This is a genomic window from Clostridium magnum DSM 2767 (genome assembly GCF_001623875.1).
In the GTDB taxonomy this organism is placed as follows: Bacteria; Bacillota; Clostridia; order Clostridiales; family Clostridiaceae; genus Clostridium_AM; species Clostridium_AM magnum.
The window spans coordinates 450,382-471,075 of record NZ_LWAE01000004.1 but is presented as its reverse complement, the minus strand read 5'-3'; the positions used below and the strand labels follow the sequence as shown (position 1 = coordinate 471,075).

Genomic DNA, 20,694 nt, shown 5'->3' with positions numbered 1-20,694 from the left:
CTTGAATCAGGTGGGGTTTCAAACACCATCTGATTCTTAGTTGAACGAATCCAGGGACGTAGCCGCTCTTTACTCCCACTTTGAAGAAGATGGGAGTATTAGAGCGGGTAGTCATCGGATAGGTATTCAGACATTCTGAGAGTAGTCAGAAGGGGGCTTTATATTAGAAACCTTGTTATAGTCATTTTGATTATAACAAGGTTTTTCGTTTGAAATAAAATATCATTATTGTATAATAGGGTTATGTTTCTATGCATTTATATTATAGGATCGGTGATTATATGAGGAATGATTTAAATTATTATGATGGTAAATACGATGTTCAGAAATTTGAATGGGGAGAGGTAGTTTGGCTCCACGAGCCTACTAATTTATTAACAGAAAGACTTAGTGCAGGACTCGTAAAGTTCTTTCCAGGAAAAAGTCAATATAGCCATATTCATTTTGGAGAAGAGCAAATACTATATGTTCTTAGTGGTGAGGGTATACATATGGTAAATGGTGAGGAAAAACATATAAAAGAAGGTATGCTCATGCATTCACCTCCCTACTCAGAACATGAAGTAATAAACACTGGAAAGGATAACTTAGTTTTTTTAATAACATATACTCCTTCAAAGTTAATGGAAGTGCATCCAGATGTATCTATAGCAAATGATAAACATATATTAGAGGTATTAGAAAAAGAAGTATTGGAAAATATTCAAAGGGAAGTAGCAGAAATTTTGCAACTGTCAGTTATTATAGTGGATAATGATAATAACTATGTCACTGAGCCAATAAATACAAATAAGTTTTGTGATTTATGCAAGAGAATGAATGTTTGCCAAGAGAAAAATAGAAAGTATGAAGGTGGACTCAAGGAATTAGATAAGGCATTTGCATGTTGTAGCAATATAATAACTATAATGATTCCTATATTAGTGAATAATCGAATTTTTGGATATATAAAGTGTGGATATTTTCTTCTAAATAGATCTGAAGATATGGAAAGAATTATTTCAGAAAAATTCGGTGGTCAGAACTTAAATGTTGAAGAATTAATAGCTGCTTATAATGAGATACCGGTTATTCCCAAAAGCAGGCTTTATGCTGTGAGGGAATCCTTAGGTATAGTTTCTAAACTTATTTCACAGATAATTGAAAATAATTTAGTGGAAAAGGAACTAAGTAAAAAGAATAATGAAATATTGAAAAATGCACAAGAAAAAATTTACTTAGAAGATGCGCTAAAGCAAGCAAATATGAAACTATTAAAAGCTCAGGTATCTTCAAGTCTTAAAAGTTATAATTTTAAAGATAAAATTATTTCAAACAGAGAACATGTAGAATATCCTATTGAATATGAAAATAAGCTAAAGGATTCAATTAAAAAACTTGATGATGCCTTATGTATTAAGATTATTAAGGAAGTTATCAAGGTTTATAAAGAAAAAGGATTTTCTGTTCAAGAAGTAAAGGGAATTTTTGAAGAACTTATAGTAACCTTAAGTAGGTTAGTTTACGAAGAGACTAAGGACAGTAAAATGTTTTTGGATATGAGATATAGGTATAAAAATAGAATTAGTAATTGTACTGATTATACAATTTTACAGGAAACTATAATAGAGTTTTCGCAAGAGAGTATAAGTATCCTAAATTCTATGTTATTGAGTGGTAGATATGATCTTATAAACAAAATAAATTTATATATAGAAAATAACTTTCATCAGAATCTTACATTAAGTCACCTTGCTGAAATATTTTTCATAAGCCCTAATTATCTAAGTACCCTATTTAATGAAAAAAATGCTATGTCTTTAAAAGACTATATAAATAAATTAAGAATAAAAAAAGCTAAGCAGTATTTAGAAGAGACGGATATGAAGATATCGGAGATAAGTAAATTGGTTGGCTATAGTCAATTGAGTTATTTTGGAAGCATATTTAATAAACTAGAGGGATGTACTCCAAATGAATTCAGAAGAAAGTCAAAAAAGAGTAAAGGCTAAAGCCTTCAGTCACTAGATAATGGATCTACACTACATATAAATTATGTAGTGTAGGTCTTTTTTTGTCTATTTCATATAACTAATAGTGCAAAAAATTATAAGTAAATACAGCAAAAATATACAAACAGAAAAATTCAGAAAGTTTAAAATAGACAAGAATATACAAAAACATGCCAAGATTTTTTGATAATGTTTTCACAAATTTATTGTATGATTAAAACATAGATAAAAAAATAACAACTCAGAAAAAGTAGAAATCAAAAATAGAAAACAGCAAAAGTGTAATAAAGAGGAGGAATAATAATGAGATCAAAACGATTTCAAGTTTTAGCACAACGTCCTGTAAACCAAGATGGTCTTATAGGTGAATGGCCAGAAGAGGGTTTAATAGCAATGGGAAGCCCAAATGATCCTAAACCTTCTATAAAAATTGCGAATGGAATAGTAGTAGAACTTGATGGAAAAAAAAGAGAAGATTTTGACACAATAGATAGATTTATAGCTGACTATGCAATAAATCTAAAGGATGCTGAAGAATCTATGAGTTTAGATTCGTTGAAAATTTCACAAATGCTTGTAGATATAAATGTTGGAAGAGATGAAATTGTAAAGATAACAACAGCAATAACTCCAGCTAAGATAGTAGAAGTTGTATCACATATGAATGTAGTTGAAATGATGATGGCACTTCAAAAAATGAGAGCTAGAAAAACTCCATCAAATCAATGCCATGTTACAAACTTAAAGGACAACCCAGTGCAGATTGCAGCAGATGCAGCAGAAGCTGGTATTAGAGGATTTTCAGAGCAAGAAACTACAGTTGGTATAGTAAGATATGCACCATTTAATGCATTAGCAATACTTATAGGATCTCAAGTAGGACGTGGAGGAGTTTTAACTCAATGTTCAGTGGAAGAAGCTACAGAGCTTGATCTTGGTATGAGAGGACTTACAAGTTATGCAGAAACTGTTTCTGTATACGGAACGGAATCAGTATTTACTGATGGAGACGATACTCCATGGTCAAAAGCATTCTTAGCATCAGCATATGCTTCAAGAGGACTTAAAATGAGATTCACATCAGGTACAGGTTCAGAAGCCTTGATGGGATATTCAGAAGGAAAGTCCATGCTTTACTTAGAAGCAAGATGTATATATATAACAAAAGGTGCTGGAGTCCAAGGACTTCAAAATGGTGCAGTTAGTTGTATAGGTATGACCGGTGCAGTTCCATCAGGAATAAGAGCAGTACTTGCTGAAAACTTGATAACTACTATGCTTGACATAGAAGTAGCTTCAGCAAATGATCAAACGTTCTCACATTCAGATATAAGAAGAACTGCAAGAACACTTATGCAGATGCTTCCAGGAACAGATTTTATATTCTCAGGATATAGTGCAGTTCCAAACTATGACAATATGTTTGCTGGTTCAAACTTTGATGCAGAGGATTTTGATGACTACAATGTTCTTCAAAGAGACCTAATGGTAGATGGTGGTTTGAGACCAGTATCAGAAGAAGAGACTATTGCAATAAGAAATAAGGCAGCAAAAGCAATACAAGCTGTGTTTATGGAATTAGGTTTCCCAACTATAACGGATGAAGAAGTAGAGGCAGCAACTTATGCTCACGGCAGCAAAGATATGCCAGAAAGAAATGTAGTTGAAGATTTAAAAGCTGCAGAAGAGATGCTTAAGAAGAGAATTACTGGTCTAGATATAGTTAAAGCCTTAAGCAAAAATGGGTTTGATGATGTAGCGAACAATGTATTGAACATGCTTAAACAAAGGATAACTGGAGACTATTTACAAACATCAGCTATACTAGATAAGAATTTTGATGTTATAAGTGCAGTTAATGATATAAACGACTATAAAGGACCAGGAACTGGTTATAGAATCAGTGAAGAGAGATGGGAAGAAATCAAAAACATTCAAAATGTAATAAAGCCAGAAGATATTCAATAAGTGATAGAGGTGAAAATTATGGATAATGTAACAAATGGATATGTTATGCCCAAGCTTCAGCTTACAGAAGTAGGAGAAGCAAAAGTTGGAACAAAAGCAGATGAGGTTGTTATAGGAATTGCACCAGCTTTTCATAAGTTCCAAGATAAAACTATAGTTAATATTCCTCACAGTGATGTATTAAGAGAACTTATAGCAGGTATAGAAGAGGAAGGTTTAAAAGCTCGTGTAGTTAGAATAATTAGAACATCAGATGTTTCATTTATAGCAAATGATGCAGCTAAATTAAGTGGATCAGGAATAGGTATAGGAATTCAGTCAAAAGGAACAACAGTTATACATCAAAAAGACTTACTTCCTTTAAATAATCTAGAGTTATTCCCACAAGCACCACTAATAACACTTGAAACTTTCAGATTAATAGGAAAAAATGCAGCAAAATATGCCAAGGGAGAATCACCAACACCAGTGCCAACTAAGAATGACCAAATGGCAAGACCTAAATTTATGGCAAAAGCAGCTTTACTTCATATAAAAGAAACCAAGCATGTACAGGTAGGAGCAAAACCTATAGAAACAGAAGTTAAGTTTTAATTTAGAAGGGAGAAAAACTTTATGGAACAAAGAAAGATGAATCCGCAAGACTATCCTTTAGCTACTAAAAGACCAGAATTTATCAAAACTCCAACAGGAAAGAAATTAGAAGATGTAACTTTAGATAAGGTATTAAGCGGAGAAATTAAACCAGAAGACGTTAGAATATCACCAGAGACGTTAGAAATGCAGGCTCAGATAGCTGAAGGAATGAATAGAGATGCTATGGCTAGAAACTTTAGAAGGGCTTCAGAACTTATAGCAGTTCCAGATGACAGAATACTAGAAATATATAATGCTTTAAGACCTTATCGTTCTACAAAAGAAGAGCTTTTAGCTATCGCAGAAGAACTTGAAACTAAGTATAAGGCGAAAGTGAATGCTGATTTTGTAAGAGAAGCAGCAGAGATTTATGAGAAGAGAGAAAAGTTAGCACAAGAGTAGGCAAGCTTTAAATAAGCAATTTGGTAATATGTCAAGAACAAAATGAAAAGAAAATCAAATGATTTCTTTAAAAATGGGTAACCTTAATAAACATACAGTCCAATGAGAAAGTATGTTCGTATAATTTATATAGATTAATCTACTCTATTTGAAGAGTAGAGCTGATTTTTAGCCAGCAATCCAAAAATCATACGAATAAGTTTACGAGATGTTAGCGCGAGTGCTCGTTTGTGCTGATGTGTAGTTACTTCAGCAAATTTCTTCTGATAGAACTCTTGATATTCAGGAATATGGCAAACAACACTTCCTGCAGCTTCTATGAGATAATAGCGTAAATAACGGTTACCAGCTTTGTTCATAGGTGTATTTTCAGCTTTAAAACCTCCAGATTGATTTTCTTTCCACACGATGCCAGCGTATTTAGCAATAGCATCATTACTAGGAAATGCATGCACACTTCCTAATTCAGCAAGAATGCCACTGGAGTAAACAGGGCCAAAACCAGGAATAGACATTAATATTTTGTATTCCACAGGATTCATTCCCATAACAGCTTTTTCAATGGCTTTGTTAATACCTTTAAGTTCTTTATCAAAAGCCTGAATACAGTTGAAAGAACAAGCAATAGAGGTTGTTAATGGCTCATACAAACATTTATCAAGACGGTATGAATTACGTGCAGCTTGCTGCAAAATTTCAGCAGTCATCTGAGGATTAGAAATCCTTTTCCGACTTTTTCTATTGACGAAGTCAACAAGTTCTTCAATTGATGTATTTGCAATATCTTCGGAAGATAGAAATTCAGTAAGTATTGAAGATGCGGTAGCACCGTATTTATTAGAAAAAGGATGATCTTCTCCCTGTAATAATGCAAATTCGCTGAACTTAAGAAATACATTGGATAACATGTAAGTTTTTTCTCTAGTTAAGCATTCAACAATATGAAGTCTGTGCCTTGTAAGTCTTTGCAGAGCAAGATATTGAGAACCACGCCAAGGTTCAATATGAATTCTGCCAACTCTTGCAAAGTCAGCAATAACAAAAGAGTCAATGCCATCATTTTTATCAAGAGAATTAAAGGATTCTTTGTAGTTAGCAACTTCCTTAGGATTCAAGCAGTAAACATAAGGTTTGTAAGTCATAAGTTTTTCACTAGCAGATAAAAAATTGGCTATATGTACTCCATAAAAGGAAGTAGATTCTAAGCCGATTATAACAGCTTTAAAAGTATTGTTTTCTAAAACCTTAACAAGCATGGATTCAAGTTGCTCTGCACCAAATTGCGTATTAGGAACAGGTTTCATCTTAATCAAGAATTCCTGTTCAAAATTAATAGCAGAGACAACATTTTGTCTCGCACCAATATCGATACCAACAAATAGAGTTGATAAGTAATCTAATTTCTTCATGAAATCACCACCTTTCAAAAATAATGAGGAAATTAGAAAGGATTATCCTAATCCAAAGTACTAACTGCAACCTCGCGTAATTAGCATTCATCCAGACGCAAAACCTTGCTGGTGGCTGCGAAAGGAGATGCAACATTTGTGTAAGCAGAATATGATACTTTGGTCAGGCTGCAAGCTTTACAGGCAATAACACAATGTGTTTTGCAGGAGGAATACAGCAGTAACCTTCGCTAAAGTTCCGTTATGACTATTTTAGCATTAGAAAATCCTTTAATAAATAGTAGGTTAAAACAGTATAGATCGGAAAGTATAAGAATCAGCAATACTGAATTGGGAGAATCCCCACTAGAAAAATTGAGATGCTTTCTTAATCTATACAAAATATAAAAAATAAATAAGTTTATAGGCAGTAAATAACTGCTATAAACTTATTATACGAGGAGGAAAACATATGAGGATTATTGCAGGTGTTGATATAGGAAATGCTACAACGGAAGTTGCATTAGCTAGAGTAGATAATGACAAGATAGAATTTCTTTCTAGCGGAATAGTTCAAACAACAGGAATAAAGGGTACAGAAGAAAATATACAAGGAGTTTTTTCCTCCTTAAAGCGGGCTTTATACAAGGTTTCCATGGAACTTGAAGACCTACAATTGGTGCGAATAAATGAAGCTGCACCAGTTATAGGGGACGTAGCTATGGAAACTATAACTGAAACTATAATAACTGAGTCTACTATGATAGGGCATAACCCTACTACTCCTGGTGGAATAGGACTTGGAATAGGACAAACTATATATATAGAAGATTTAGATTCACTAGATATAAAAAGCTTAACTGAAGAGAATCAATTTATAGTTTTAATACTGAGCAAAGTGAGTTTTCTAGAGGCTGCTGCAAGAATAAATGCAGCAGTAAAAAGAGGAATAAATATAACAGCAGCTGTAGTTCAAAGAGATGATGGAGTTTTAATAAACAATAGATTGGACAAAAAGATACCTATTGTTGACGAAGTGATGCTTTTAGAAAAAGTTCCAATAGGAATGAAAGCAGCAGTAGAGGTGGCAGATCAAGGAGGAGTAGTGGAGACCTTGTGCAACCCCTATGGAATTGCTACAGTATTTGGATTAACTTCAGAAGAGACAAAGCTTATAGTTCCTATATCCAGAGCACTTATAGGAAATAGATCTGCAGTAGTTATAAAAACACCTAAAGGGGATGTACAGGAAAAAAGAATTCCAGCAGGTAAAATTCATATAGATGGATTGAAGCGTAAAGAAACAGCAGATGTGGAAGATGGTGCCGAAAAAATAATGGAAGCAGTTAAACTTTGCGTTCCTGTACAGGATATAAAAGGTGAAGCTGGTACCAATGCAGGTGGAATGCTTGAAAAAGTAAGGCAAGTAATGGCTAAGCTTACAAATCAGAAAATAACTGATATCAAGATTCAGGACCTCTTAGCGGTGGATACCTTTATACCTCAGAAAGTAAAGGGCGGCTTGGCAGAAGAATTCTCCATGGAAAACGCAGTAGGAATAGCTGCTATGGTTAAGGCTGATAAGCTTCAGATGCAAATGATTGCAGATAGGCTTCAAGAAAAGTTAAAGGTTGCAGTAGAAGTTGGTGGAGTAGAAGCGGACATGGCTATAAGAGGAGCTCTAACTACCCCTGGAAGCAGCACGCCTCTTGCAATACTTGATATGGGTGCAGGATCTACTGATGCATCTATAATAAATAGTCAAGGACAGATATGTTCTATACATTTAGCTGGTGCTGGAAATATGGTAACAATGCTTATTAAATCTGAATTAGGATTAGAAGATTTTAATTTAGCAGAAGACATTAAGAAATACCCTCTAGCGAAGGTGGAAAGTTTGTTTCATATAAGACATGAAGATGGTACTGTAGAGTTCTTTGAAAATCCACTGGAGCCTTCTGTATTTGCAAAGGTAGTTATATTAAAGGATGGAATGTTGATTCCAATAGATGGACAGAACTCTTTGGAAAAAATAAAAACCATAAGAAGATCAGCAAAAGAGAAAGTATTTGTTACCAATTGTCTAAGAGCTTTAAGTATAGTATCTCCCACTGGAAACATTAGAGATATAGAGTTCGTGGTATTAGTAGGAGGATCTTCCTTAGACTTTGAAGTACCTCAACTAGTTACAGATGCATTAGCTCAGTATGGAGTAGTAGCGGGAAGAGGTAATATAAGAGGAGTAGAGGGACCAAGAAACGCTGTAGCTACAGGACTTATATTAGCCTTTAATGGAAATGGGGAAGATAACTAATGAAATATCATAAGTACGAAAAGCCTAGTATATATATATATTACTCTTCTGAAATAAAGGATATATCAACTTTTAATCATGTGTTATTTGGCATAGAGGAAGAAGGGATTCCTTATGAGGTTAGAGAGCATAAAGAATCACATTCTTTTGAATTAAGTTATAAGGCTGCCCAAGATTCAAGATTAGCTGTAGGTATAGGAATTCATGGAAGTGGAAAAATAACACTGACCTTTAATAAGTTAAAAAAAGGAGAAAACTTATTTGTTACCACTTTGGATTCCGGAGAAGAGATCCTGAGAAATTTAGGTGCAAATGCAGGTAGATTAGTTAAGGGTATAGCTTTTAAATAAGTTTTAGGGAGTGGTTATATGAGTAGTATCTATACTAGGACAGGGGATAAAGGGACTACTGCTTTAGTTGGAGGCAGTAGAGCTGAAAAAGACAGTTTAAAGGTAGAAGCCTATGGAACTATAGACGAAGTAATCTCTAATATGGGAGTGGCTTATTCCTTTATGGAGAATGAAGAACTTAAGGCTGAAATAGTAGATATACAGAATAAGCTATTTGTACTAGGTGCAGAACTTGCCAGTGACGAAAATGGACTGAAATATCTAAAAGAGCTAGTTGACCAGAAGGATATAGATACTTTAGAAAAAATTATAGATAAGTATATGGAGAAAGTGGGTCCTTTTAAGGGTTTTGTGACTCCAGGAAAGAACAGGACTTCGGCTATGCTGCATGTAGCTAGAACTGTAACAAGAAGAGCAGAGAGAGTAATAATCACTTTAAGCAGGGAAGATAAAGTTAGAGAAGAGATTAGAAAATACGTAAATCGACTGTCAGATGTTTTATATGCTATGGCAAGATTTGAAGAAGAAAAATAAGGGGGATAAAAATCATGAAAAAGTTAAATGAAATAAAACAATTAAGTCTAGAAATAGTAAAAGAAATGGCTAAAGCAGTAGAAGAAAAAGCTACTAGCATGAATGTACCAGTGGTATTTGCAGCAGTAGATGCAGGCGCAAACCTAATGCTTATGCACAGGATGGAAGACGCTTTTATAACAAGTATAGATATAGCTGTGAATAAAGCATTTACTTCAGCAGCATTAAAAATAGGAACCCATGAAGTAACTCCAAACATTCAGCCAGGAGAAAGTCTTTATGGATTACAGTTAACTAATAACTGTAGAATAGTACCTTTTGGTGGTGGCTTCCCAATAATAGTAGATGGACAAGTGGTCGGAGCAGTTGGAGTTAGTGGTGGAACTGTAGAGGAAGACATGGCTATAGCACAGGCAGCTGTAGAAGTATTTCAAAAGTAGTATGGGGCTCAAGTAATGAATCCTATATAGAAATACTAGAGATAAGTGAAACCTTAGATTTAAGTATCTATACAATATAAAAAACTTTAGGAGGAAAATTTAAGATGAGAATGTATGATTATTTAGTGCCAAGTGTAAATTTTATGGGAGCAGGTTGTATAAGCCTAGTTGGTGAAAGATGTAAGATACTAGGAGGAAAAAAAGCTCTAATAGTTACTGATAAATTTTTAAGAAGTATGGAAGATGGAGCAGTTGCGCTAACTGCTAAGTATTTGATTGAAGCAGGAATAGAAGTGGCTTATTATGATGGAGTAGAAGCAAATCCAAAAGATACAAATGTAAGAGAAGGTTTAGAAATATTTAAGAGCGAAGATTGCGATATGATAGTTACAGTTGGAGGCGGAAGTTCTCACGACTGCGGTAAGGGGATAGGTATCGCTGCTACTCATGAAGGAGACCTTTATGACTATGCAGGAATTGAAACTTTAACAAAGGCACTTCCTCCAATAGTTGCAGTAAATACTACAGCTGGAACAGCAAGTGAAGTTACAAGACACTGCGTTATAACTAACACAGAAACAAAGGTTAAGTTTGTTATAGTAAGTTGGAGAAACCTACCTCAAGTGTCCTTTAATGATCCAACGTTAATGGTTAAGAAACCAGCAGGTTTAACTGCAGCTACAGGAATGGATGCCTTAACCCATGCTGTTGAAGCATACGTTTCAAAGGATGCTAATCCTGTAACAGACGCAGCTGCAATACAAGCAATTAAACTAGTAGCTCAAAATTTAAGACAAGCAGTTGCTTTAGGAGAAAATCTAGTAGCTAGAGAAAATATGGCATATGCTTCATTATTAGCAGGTATGGCATTTAATAATGCTAACCTAGGATATGTACATGCTATGGCTCATCAATTAGGTGGTTTATATGATATGCCACACGGAGTAGCTAATGCTATGCTTCTACCACATGTAGAAAGATATAATCTAATATCAAATCCACAAAAATTTGCTGATATAGCTGAATTCATGGGAGAAAATATAGCAGGATTATCAGTTATGGAAGCAGCCGAAAAGGCTATAGATGCTATGTTCAGACTTTCACAAGATGTTGGAATTCCAGCAAGCCTAAAGGAAATGGGAGTAAAAGAGGAAGATTTTGAATACATGGCTAAGATGGCATTGAAGGATGGTAATGCATTTAGTAATCCAAGAAAAGGAAATGAAAAAGATATAGTTTCAATATTTAAAGCTGCATTTTAGTTTTACCAAAATGTTATTATTAATACCCTTGGTGTGAAAATCAAGGGTATTATATTAATAACCTGTTCAAACGTTTACTTAGAGGTTGGAGGAGTAATAATTATGACAAACTTTTTAGCGGAAATGCTTGGAACAATGATTCTTATAATTTTAGGGGATGGAGTAGTTGCTAACGTAGTATTAAATAAAACAAAGGCTCAAAATTCTGGGTGGATTGTTATTACATCAGGATGGGCTTTAGGAGTTACTATACCGGTTTTTATATTTGGAACTACTAGTGGAGCTCATTTTAATCCAGCAGTAACACTTGGTCTTGCTGCAATAGGAAAATTCTCTTGGGCTAGTGTACCTAGTTACTTAACAGCTCAATTTATAGGTGGTTTTTTAGGTGCAGTAATAGTTTGGGTATTCTATAGACCACACTTTAAAGAGACTGAAGATCAAGGTGCAAAGCTTGGTGTATTTTGTACAGGACCAGCAATTAGAGATACCTTCTCAAATTTTATCTGTGAATTTATTGGTACGTTTATATTAGTTTTTGCAATATTAGGTATAGGTAATACACATATGGTTGATGGATTAGCTCCAATAGTTGTAGGTCTTATTGTTTGGGCAATTGGAATTACTTTAGGAGGAACAACTGGTTATGCAATTAATCCTGCTAGAGACCTTGGCCCCCGTGTAGCACACTATATTTTGCCTATACATGGAAAGGGACATTCTGACTGGGGATATGCATGGATTCCAGTGATAGCTCCTATAACCGGAGGAATAGTGGCAGCAGTATTCTATAATATAATTTTTTAATATTAATTATATCTAGCAATTATTAAATTTAGTTTTAAGGATTTTTCACGAATAGAACCTACTTGTATAGATTTTTCACAAATGATTAACTACAAGGAGGTTCTTTTTAGATTAGATAAAAGAGGAATAAAGTGTTAATTTATTAACATAGCAATTGTTGAGTTTTTCGTTTATTATTAATATTATAAAAATAATATTTTACCTTAAATAAAAAGTATTTGGAGGGAAATTCATTGGGTGATGTACTTCGTTTACAGGATATTATAAACATTGAAATGTTTCAAAAAATACAGGATGATATTGCAGATGCAACTGGATTAGCTATTATTACAACAGATTATAAAGGAAAACCTGTAACTGAGCACAGCAGGCGTACTGATTTTTGTAGTATTATACGGAGAGATAGTAAGCTTGCAGAACTATGTGAAAAATGTGATTCAAGAGGTGGATTAGAAGCAGTAAGGACAGGAAAACCATATATATATAGATGCCATACGGGGTTAATAGATTTTGCAGTTCCTATTATTGTACAGGGACAATATTTGGGAGCATTAATGGCAGGGCAAATTTTAACAGAGGAAAGCAATTTAATAGAGTTAGAAAGCATTATTCAAAGTAATAAGGATTATATAGAACAAAGTGAAGATCTTATGAAGGAGTATAAGAAGTTACCTATAATTCCTTTTAGTAAAATTCAAGCTATTGCTCAGATGATGTTTCATATTAGTAATTACATTGTAGATGAGGGTGTTTTAAAAATAGCACAACAGGAGCTTAATGAAAAAAATATTAAGTTTATGGAGGCAAAAAGAGCACAGGTAGAGATCGAAAAGGAATTAAAAGCTGCACAGTTAAAGGCTTTGCAATCTCAAATCAACCCTCATTTTTTATTTAATGTATTAAATAGTATATCTTCATTAGCTTTGATTGAAAAAGCATATAAGACACAGGAAGTTACATGTAATTTAGCAGAAATACTTAGATATACTCTAAAGAAAGCAGATCAAATGGTAGAGGTACAGGAAGCAATCAATTATGTAACTGCTTATCTACAGCTGCAGAAAGTAAGGTTTGGACCAAGGTTAGAATTTTATATTGATATAAAAGAAGAATATAGAAAAGTAAGAATTCCATTTATGATCATTCAACCCTTTGTAGAAAATTCTATAATACATGGATTGGAGTTAAAAGAAGAGGGAGGAATGATAAAAATAAGTATTTATGAATCAGGAAAATTCTTAGTAATAAGTATAACGGACAATGGAAGAGGAATTGAAAAGGATAAGCTTGAATTAATAAATGCTGGAAAAGAAGAAGAATATACTAGAAACACCTTAAGTGGAATAGGAATTAGTAATATTAAGCAAAGGCTGACACATTATTATGGTAATAACTATTCTATTAGCATAAACAGTAAGATAAATGAAGGTACAGAAGTTAAAATTAGTTTACCACAATAGTTATGGACGGGAGATCTGAGATGTATAAAATATTATTAGTTGATGATGAAAGTTTAGAAAGAGAAGCGCTGAAAATAATGTTAGAACAATTTAAAGATCAAGTAACAATTGTTGGAGAAGCTGAAAATGGTAGAGAGGCTATAGAACTGGATGGAAAATTAGATCCTGACATAATATTTATGGATATAAAAATGCCAGGGATAGATGGGATAAAGGCTTCAGAAATTATTAAGAATAGAAACGAAAATAAAGCAATTATTGTGCTCACTGCATATGATGATTTTGATCTAATTCATAAAGCTTTAACTTTAGGCGTAAATGATTATATTTTAAAACCGGTAAAAGCTGATAATTTATTAAAAGCTCTAAGTGTTCAAATTGATAGCCTAAAAATTAATAAGAGTAAAATCAAAGAAAAAGAATTATTGTTAATGGATAAAATCATATCTGAAGAAGAGAATGAGGCTGAAACTTTATTGAATAGTATTATAGAAAGTTATGTTATCTCAAGTAACGAAAATATAGATTACTTTAGGGAAAGAATTCAGTTACTTCTAGAAAGAATCATTAAGGTAGCCTTAAAATTTAAGTTGAGACAGGATAAATGGATAAATGAAGAAGAGTGTTTTTATAAACTTAAATCTCTTGAGAATATAGAATCTATTTCTACTTATATACATGAAATTTTAGTACTAGTATTTGACAAAACAATAGAAAAAGAAATAAAAATAGAAGAAAGTGATAATAAAAAGTTAAATCATCTAAATAGAGTTTTAGAACCAGCTCTGAAGTATATTGAAGAAAATTATAGAGAGGAAATGTTCTTAGAGAAGATGGCTAGTATTTCTAACGTGAGTCCTTATTACTTTAGCAAACTATTTAAAAAAGAAATGGGAATGAATTTTACAACTTATGTAACAAAATATAAAGTAGAGAAAGCTAAAGAAATGCTTAAAAATACAGATATACCAATAGTAAATATAGCAGCAGAACTTGGATATTATGAGTGTGGCTATTTTACTAAAATCTTTAAAAAGGTAGAAGGTGTGACACCTACAAAATATAGAAATAAGAATTACTAGTAAATATTTGAGAAAGTCCAGATTAATAAAATGTCTGGGCTTTTTTAGCGTCTTAAAATATGTTGTTTTAAGATTCTAAAATATAAAGTCTAGAATTATAAAAAGACAAAAAAATACTATCTAAAACAGAAAAGTACAAATTTTAAAAGTTCGTATTTTTTATATTGAACAATAATATACAGAAATACAACAAAATAGTTTGATAAGGTTTTCAGATTTATATTGTATCATTTATGTATAAAAACAAATAAGAAAATATTTATATTTTTCAAATAATAATTAAAATATTGCTAAGAGAATTATATCTGGAGGTGTGTAATGAGAAAAGAAGCATCTATTATAGTTGATGAGGTAAAGGATAAAGATTTGAATGATTTACAATTAGAAGATGTAATAGATTTAAATTTTCTACAAAGTTTTCAGGATAATTTTGCAAGAAGTGTAGGAATGACTAGTATTACTACAAATAATAAAGGAATACCTATAACTAAGCCAAGTTGTTTTACTAGCTTTTGTATAGATTTTACACGTAAAACTCATATTGGCAACAGTAGATGTATTGAATGTGATCGTAAGGGTGGAGAAATTGCAGTAAAAACTAAAAGACCATCTATTTATACTTGTCATGCAGGGTTAACTGATTATGCTGCGCCAATTTTATTATGCGAAAGACAAATTGGAACTATGTTAGGAGGGCAAATAATAACTTCACCACCGGATGAAAATAAGTTTAAGGAGATAGCTAAGGAAATAGGTGTAGATTCAAATGAGTATATAGAAGCCTTAAGAAAGATTAATGTTGTAGAAAAAGAAAGAGTGGAATCAGCAGCAGAAGTCTTATATATGGTTGCCAATACATTATCTAAACTTGGATATGAGCAGTATAAGTTAAAACATATGTCTAAAGTTATTAACAATGGTTTAAGTCAAATATCTAGTGCAGTAGAGGAGGTTTCAATGTCGTCGATTAATGTTTCAGAAAATCAACATTCCTTAAATAGTGAAATTGACGATATACAAAAAACATCTGTTGAAATCTATGAAATTTTAGGATTTATAAAGCAAATAGCTGATCAAACTAAAATGTTAGGTTTAAATGCTGCAATTGAGGCTGCTAGATCTGGTGAATCTGGTAGAGGATTTAGTGTTGTAGCAAAAGAAATACGAAAACTCTCAGATAATTCAAAACAAACGGCTATTAAGATTAGTGAACTTATGTCTAATATCCAAGATTCTATAAAAATAACTGTTGAGACATCGAATTATACATTGAATGCTACGGAAAATCAATCTTCGGCTATTCAAGAAATAAACGCTAGCGTAGAAGAAGTTTTATCAATAACACAACAAATGAATAATTTATAAAGTCTTTAAATTAACATATCAAGCAATTATTAAAGGTTATATAAAAAGGGGTGTAATAATGGGGAAATATATAATGGCTTTCGATCAGGGAACCACAGGATCAAAATGTATTATTTTTGATCAAGGCGGAAATATAATTAGTTCTGCTCAAAAAGAAAGCAGTCAAATATATCCAAAGTCAGGATGGGTAGAGCAGAATCCTATGGAAATATGGGCTACACAATTTGGCGTTGCCACAGAAGCAATGGCAAAAAGTAATATACAAGCAAAGGATATAGCTGGAATTGGGATTACAAATCAAAGAGAAACTACTATAGTTTGGGACAAAAGAACAGGAATTCCAGTGTACAATGCTATAGTTTGGCAGTGCAGAAGAACAGCTGAAATTTGTGATCAATTAAAAGAAAAGGGCATGGATAAAGTAATAAGGGAAAAAACAGGATTAATGTTAGATGCTTATTTTTCAGCAACAAAAATCAAATGGATTTTAGACAATGTACCAGGAGCCAGAATAGAAGCTGAAAAGGGAAACCTATTATTTGGAAATGTAGATACATGGCTAATTTGGAATCTGACAAAGGGAAAGGTTCATGTAACCGATTATACCAATGCTTCTAGGACTATGCTTTATAATATATATGATTTAACATGGGATGAAGAATTATTACAAGTATTAGACATTCCTAAGTCAATGCTTCCAGAAGTTAAGCCATCTAGTTGTATTTATGGAGAGACAGATGAAGTATTATTTGGTGGATCGATTCCAATATGCGGAGATGCAGGAGATCAACAGGCTGCATTATTTGGACAGGCCTGTTTTGATGAAGGAACTGCTAAAAATACCTATGGGACTGGTTGCTTTATATTAATCAATACAGGAGAAAAAGCAGTAAAATCTAAAAATGGGTTATTAACTACTATTGCAGTAGGGATGAATGATAAGGTGGAATATGCTCTTGAAGGAAGTGTATTTATGGCAGGAGCTTCTATTCAATGGTTAAGAGATGAAATGAGAATGATAAAAACAGCAGAAGATACAGAGGATTATGCTAAAGCAGTAGAAGATACTAATGGGGTTTATATGGTACCTGCTTTTGTAGGCCTTGGTGCACCTTATTGGGATCCTTATGCAAGAGGGACTATAGTTGGACTTACAAGGGGAAGCAGAAAAGAACACATAATTAGAGCTACTTTAGAAGCCTTGGCATATCAAACTTATGACGTACTAAGAGCAATGGAAGAGGATTCAGGTATTAAATTAAAAAATGTAAATGTAGATGGTGGGGCAAGTGCTAATAATTTTCTTATGCAATTTCATGCGGATATCCTGAATGTTACAATTCATAGACCTAAGGTTATACAAACTACAGCCTTAGGAGCAGCTTATCTTGCAGGCTTAGCTGTGGGATATTGGAAGGATAAAGAGGATATTGCAAGAAATAGAGAAATCTCAATAAGTTTTAAACCCAACATGGAAGAAGAAAAAAGAGAAGATTTACTATCGAATTGGCATGCAGCAGTAAAAAGATCAATGAATTGGTGTAATGCTTAAAATTTAAGGAGGTATAAAATGTTTGATGTAGTTATTGTTGGAGCAGGTGTAATAGGATGTAGTATAGCTAGAGAACTATCTAAATATAATCTAAAAACTTGTGTGGTTGAAAAGGATGTAGATGTAGCGAATGGAACAAGTAAGGCAAATAGCGGGATTGTACATGCTGGTTATGATGCAAAGTTTAATACTTTAAAGGGAAAGTTGAATGGAAGAGCTAATAGAATGTTCGATGATCTATCTAAAGAATTGGATTTCCCCTTTAAAAGAAATGGTTCATTGGTATTATGTTTTGATGAAGATGATAAGGATAAGTTGAAGGAATTAAAAAGTAATGGTGAAAAAAATGATGTTCCAGGTTTGACAATATTGGAAAGAGATGCAGTAAAAGTTCTAGAACCTAATATATCTGACAATGTAGTGGCTGCTCTATATGCGCCAACTGGAGGAATCGTCTGTCCTTATGAAATGACTATTGCTTATGCAGAAAATGCGTGTACAAATGGAGTAGAATTTAAATTTGAAACAGAAGTGAAAGATATAGAAAGAACAGATTTTGGATTTACAGTATATACAAATAAAGGTGATTTTAAAACAAAGTCAATTGTTAATGCAGCAGGTTTATTTGCAGACAGTATAAATAATATGGTTAGTGAAAATAAGTTCAACATTATACCGAGAAAGGGAGAATATTGTTTATTTGAAAAGGATGCAGGAAAGAATTTTGTAAGAACTTTATTTCAATTGCCTACTAAGATGGGAAAAGGAGTACTTGTTACACCAACTGTTGATGGCAATTTATTGATAGGACCTAATTCCATTGATATTGAGGATAAAGATAACATTTCAACAACTCAGGAGGGAATAGGTGATATATTAAGTAAAGCAAAGACTACAATTGAACAAATTCCTATGAGACAGATTATTACTTCTTTCGCAGGTCTTAGAGCTCACTCAGAAGTAAATGATTTTATAATAGGAGAAGCAGAGGATGTAGAAAACTTTATAAATGTTGCAGGAATTGAATCACCAGGACTTTCAAGTGCTCCTGCTATAGCTGAAATGGTAGAGCAAATTGTTGTAGAGAAATTCTCTCCAAACATGAATAAGAGTTTTAATCCTGTTAGAAAGGGTATACCAAAATTTAGAGAAATGAACAATAAAGAAAGAGAAGAGCTAATAGCTAAAGACAATGCTTATGGAAGAATTGTATGTAGATGTGAAACTGTAACTGAAGGAGAGATTGTAAATGCTATTAGAAGACCTTTAGGGGCAAGAAATTTAGACGGGATAAAGAGAAGAACTAGATCAGGTATGGGACAATGCCAAGCAGGATTTTGTTCAACTAAGATAGTGGATATATTGGCAAGAGAATTAACTATAGCACCTATTGATGTAACTAAATTCGGTAGTGACTCAAATATATTAGTAGGAAAAATAAAGGAATAATAATATATTAAGATCTTGCTTCAATCTATGAATAATTATTGGAGGTTAACATAATGAAACAATATGATATTGTAATTGTCGGTGGTGGTCCAGCTGGCCTTGCAGCTGCAATAAAAGCAAAAGAAGAGGGTATTGATAATATACTGATTTTAGAAAGAGATAATAAACTTGGAGGAATACTAAACCAGTGTATTCACAATGGATTTGGACTTCATACCTTTAAAGAAGAACTAACAGGACCTGAATATGCAGAAAGATTTATAAATAAAGCAAAGGAACTAAAGATTCCATATAAATTAAACACTATGGTAATTGATATGACGGAAGATAAAAAAATTACTGCAGTAAATGATGTAGATGGAATTCTTCAAATTGAAGCAAAGGCTATTATTTTAGCTATGGGGTGTAGAGAAAGACCAAGAGGAGCAATAAATATACCTGGCAGCAGATGTGCCGGAATATACTCTGCTGGTACTGCTCAGAAGTTTGTAAATATAGAAGGATATATGCCGGGAAAAGAAGTAGTCATTCTTGGTTCAGGAGATATTGGACTTATCATGGCGAGAAGAATGACCTTTGAGGGGGCAAAAGTAAAAGCAGTAGTTGAATTAATGCCTTATTCAGGAGGGTTAAAGAGAAATATTGTTCAGTGTTTAGATGATTATGGCATTCCACTTAAGCTCGCACACACTGTAACAGATATAAAAGGTAAAGATAGAGTTGAAGGTATCACAATATGTAAAGTTGATGAAAATAGAAGACCTATAGAGGGAACTGAAGAGTTTATTTCTTGTGATACATTACTTTTATCTGTAGGACTTGTACCGGAAAATGATCTTTCAAAAAAAGCAGGAGTAAAGTTATCTAATATTACTTCAGGAGCTTTTGTAAATGAAAGTCTACAGACAAATATTGAAGGAGTATTCTCCTGTGGTAATGTATTGCATGTACATGATTTAGTGGACAATGTTACTACAGAAAGTATGGCTGCAGGAATAAACTCTGCTAAATATGTAAAGGGTAAAAAGTTTGTAAATGAAGGGATAGAAATGATAGCAACTGGTGGAGTAAGGTATACTGTTCCAGCTTGTATTAATCCAGAAAATGTTGAAAAAGCTGTGGATGTAAGATTTAGAGTTGGGGATGTATTTGAAAATAGTTATGTATCTGTATATTTTGATGATATAAGAGAAATGCATATAAAGAAGAGAATTCTTACACCTGGAGAAATGGAAACAGTAAAAATTACAGAGGAAATGTTGGACAAATATACGGAGTGTAAGAAAATAACTATAAAGGTAGAAGGAGAATAGATATGAGTACTATGAGAGAGTTAACCTGTATAGGATGCCCAATAGGATGTTTTTTACAAGTACAACTAGAAGGAACAACGGTAAAAAGTGTAACAGGTAATACCTGTAAGAGAGGTGCAATCTATGGAGAAAAAGAATGCACTAATCCTACTAGAATCGTAACATCTTCTGTAAAAGTAAAGGGTGGAATAGAGAATGTAGTTTCTGTAAAAACTGAAGGCGATATTCCTAAAAATATGATTTTTGGATGTCTAGATTTACTTAAGGGTATAGAAGTGGAGGCGCCTGTTAAAATAAATGATGTAATATTAGCAAATGCAGCAGGTACTGGTGTGAATATTATAGCTACTAGAGATGTAGAGTCAAAGTAGTTTTCTATTT

At 33.0% G+C, this 20,694-nt stretch carries 17 protein-coding genes and 1 pseudogene; 17 read left to right on the top strand and 1 reads right to left on the bottom strand.

Going from position 1 to position 20,694, the window contains the following annotated elements:
* Positions 1-281 precede the first annotated feature (281 nt).
* The 4 genes from CLMAG_RS30970 (at position 282) to CLMAG_RS18875 (ending at position 4,997) form a co-directional block, all read left to right on the top strand.
* Positions 282-1,991 (top strand): PocR ligand-binding domain-containing protein, encoded by a 1,710-nt coding sequence (locus CLMAG_RS30970; protein WP_242873076.1) that lies wholly within the window; start codon positions 282-284, stop codon positions 1,989-1,991.
* A gap of 303 nt (positions 1,992-2,294) precedes the next feature.
* Positions 2,295-3,959 carry a propanediol/glycerol family dehydratase large subunit gene (locus CLMAG_RS18885; protein WP_066626241.1) on the top strand — a complete coding sequence of 555 codons (1,665 nt, stop codon included), beginning with the start codon at positions 2,295-2,297 and terminating at the stop codon, positions 3,957-3,959.
* An 18-nt stretch (positions 3,960-3,977) separates the two neighbouring features.
* A complete protein-coding gene (locus CLMAG_RS18880) occupies positions 3,978-4,553 on the top strand; it encodes a propanediol/glycerol family dehydratase medium subunit (protein ID WP_066626239.1) in 576 nt (191 codons plus the stop codon).
* Positions 4,554-4,574: 21 nt separating this feature from the next.
* Positions 4,575-4,997 (top strand): diol dehydratase small subunit, encoded by a 423-nt coding sequence (locus CLMAG_RS18875; RefSeq protein ID WP_066626237.1) that lies wholly within the window; start codon positions 4,575-4,577, stop codon positions 4,995-4,997.
* 134 nt (positions 4,998-5,131) lie between these two features.
* On the opposite strand, the gene CLMAG_RS18870 is transcribed toward CLMAG_RS18875, so the two are convergent.
* Complete coding sequence (locus tag CLMAG_RS18870; protein ID WP_066616512.1) at positions 5,132-6,406, bottom strand: IS110 family RNA-guided transposase; 1,275 nt, start codon at positions 6,404-6,406, stop codon at positions 5,132-5,134.
* Between the two features lie 451 nt (positions 6,407-6,857).
* Between CLMAG_RS18870 and CLMAG_RS18865 the strand changes: the two genes are divergently transcribed.
* The 13 genes and pseudogenes from CLMAG_RS18865 (at position 6,858) to CLMAG_RS18805 (ending at position 20,684) form a co-directional block, all read left to right on the top strand.
* A complete protein-coding gene (locus tag CLMAG_RS18865) occupies positions 6,858-8,699 on the top strand; it encodes a diol dehydratase reactivase subunit alpha (protein WP_066626236.1) in 1,842 nt (613 codons plus the stop codon).
* Complete coding sequence (locus CLMAG_RS18860; protein WP_066626234.1) at positions 8,699-9,049, top strand: glycerol dehydratase reactivase beta/small subunit family protein; 351 nt, start codon at positions 8,699-8,701, stop codon at positions 9,047-9,049. The genes CLMAG_RS18865 and CLMAG_RS18860 overlap by 1 nt, the downstream gene beginning before the upstream one ends.
* A gap of 18 nt (positions 9,050-9,067) precedes the next feature.
* Positions 9,068-9,583, top strand: a complete 516-nt coding sequence (locus CLMAG_RS18855) for a cob(I)yrinic acid a,c-diamide adenosyltransferase (RefSeq protein ID WP_066626232.1) — start codon at positions 9,068-9,070, stop codon at positions 9,581-9,583.
* A 14-nt stretch (positions 9,584-9,597) separates the two neighbouring features.
* Positions 9,598-10,023 (top strand): GlcG/HbpS family heme-binding protein, encoded by a 426-nt coding sequence (locus CLMAG_RS18850; RefSeq protein ID WP_066626230.1) that lies wholly within the window; start codon positions 9,598-9,600, stop codon positions 10,021-10,023.
* A gap of 104 nt (positions 10,024-10,127) precedes the next feature.
* Positions 10,128-11,285, top strand: a complete 1,158-nt coding sequence (dhaT, locus tag CLMAG_RS18845) for a 1,3-propanediol dehydrogenase (protein WP_066626228.1) — start codon at positions 10,128-10,130, stop codon at positions 11,283-11,285.
* 102 nt (positions 11,286-11,387) lie between these two features.
* The gene (locus CLMAG_RS18840) at positions 11,388-12,092 is read left to right on the top strand and encodes an MIP/aquaporin family protein (protein WP_066626225.1); all 705 of its coding nucleotides are present in this window, start codon (positions 11,388-11,390) and stop codon (positions 12,090-12,092) included.
* Between the two features lie 233 nt (positions 12,093-12,325).
* Entirely contained in the window at positions 12,326-13,552 is a 1,227-nt protein-coding gene (locus tag CLMAG_RS18835) for a sensor histidine kinase (RefSeq protein ID WP_066626222.1), read from the top strand.
* 20 nt (positions 13,553-13,572) lie between these two features.
* Positions 13,573-14,634, top strand: a complete 1,062-nt coding sequence (locus CLMAG_RS18830) for a response regulator transcription factor (protein WP_066626220.1) — start codon at positions 13,573-13,575, stop codon at positions 14,632-14,634.
* Between the two features lie 318 nt (positions 14,635-14,952).
* Complete coding sequence (locus CLMAG_RS18825) at positions 14,953-15,999, top strand: PocR ligand-binding domain-containing protein (protein ID WP_066626219.1); 1,047 nt, start codon at positions 14,953-14,955, stop codon at positions 15,997-15,999.
* Positions 16,000-16,057: 58 nt separating this feature from the next.
* Positions 16,058-17,551, top strand: coding sequence for a glycerol kinase GlpK (gene glpK, locus CLMAG_RS18820; RefSeq protein ID WP_066626217.1), 1,494 nt, complete (start codon positions 16,058-16,060; stop codon positions 17,549-17,551).
* A gap of 15 nt (positions 17,552-17,566) precedes the next feature.
* A pseudogene (locus tag CLMAG_RS18815) lies at positions 17,567-19,000 on the top strand (FAD-dependent oxidoreductase); the annotation flags it as partial.
* Between the two features lie 53 nt (positions 19,001-19,053).
* The gene (locus tag CLMAG_RS18810) at positions 19,054-20,313 is read left to right on the top strand and encodes an NAD(P)/FAD-dependent oxidoreductase (protein WP_066626214.1); all 1,260 of its coding nucleotides are present in this window, start codon (positions 19,054-19,056) and stop codon (positions 20,311-20,313) included.
* Between the two features lie 2 nt (positions 20,314-20,315).
* Positions 20,316-20,684, top strand: a complete 369-nt coding sequence (locus CLMAG_RS18805) for a DUF1667 domain-containing protein (RefSeq protein WP_066626213.1) — start codon at positions 20,316-20,318, stop codon at positions 20,682-20,684.
* Positions 20,685-20,694 lie beyond the last annotated feature (10 nt).